Annotated in this window: 1 pseudogene; it reads right to left on the bottom strand. The window is 80.8% G+C overall.

Annotated elements, in window-relative coordinates:
- Positions 1–536 (bottom strand): annotated as a pseudogene (locus tag OJ962_RS34235) (hypothetical protein); the annotation flags it as partial.

Raw genomic sequence — 536 nt, 5'->3', positions numbered from 1 at the left:
CGGGCGCCGGCGCGGACGTCGCGGGCGCGGACGGCGAGGCGGGCGCGGAGCCGCCGCCGGTCGCGGGCGCGGACGTGGCGGGCGCGCGGCGCGGCCGGTGCTCGACGATGCGCGTGATGATCACGCGCCGCCGGATGATCTGACGCGGCTGCGGCGTCGCTGCCGCGAGCTGCACCGGCTCGCCCTTCCCGATCGCCGGGTCCTTGCCCGCCCGCATCTGGAACCCGAGCAGCGCCAGGATCGCGAAGAAGAGCCCGCACGAACCCGCGATCACGGGAAACGCCCCGGGCTTCTTGATCGGCGGCCGCGCCGCGCGCGCGGCGGCGGGCCGGGACGAGCCGCCGGAGGGCGGCGGCGTGTCCGCGGCCGCGGGCGCCGGGTCAGGGGTGGACGCGTCCGGGCGGGCGAGGAGGGCATCTACGCCCGCCCGGGGTGCGTCGACGTCGCCCGTGGCCGGGCGTGCCGTGTCCGCGCCGGCCGAGGTGGCGCGCGGAGAAGGTTGGGGAGCCGCGGCGGCGGCAGGCCCGGCGGCGGTG

It is taken from the genome of Solirubrobacter deserti (assembly GCF_027587175.1).
Classification (GTDB): domain Bacteria; phylum Actinomycetota; class Thermoleophilia; order Solirubrobacterales; family Solirubrobacteraceae; genus Solirubrobacter; species Solirubrobacter deserti.
The sequence above is the reverse complement of the archived record's forward strand: the minus strand, read 5'-3'. Positions and strand labels throughout refer to the sequence as shown.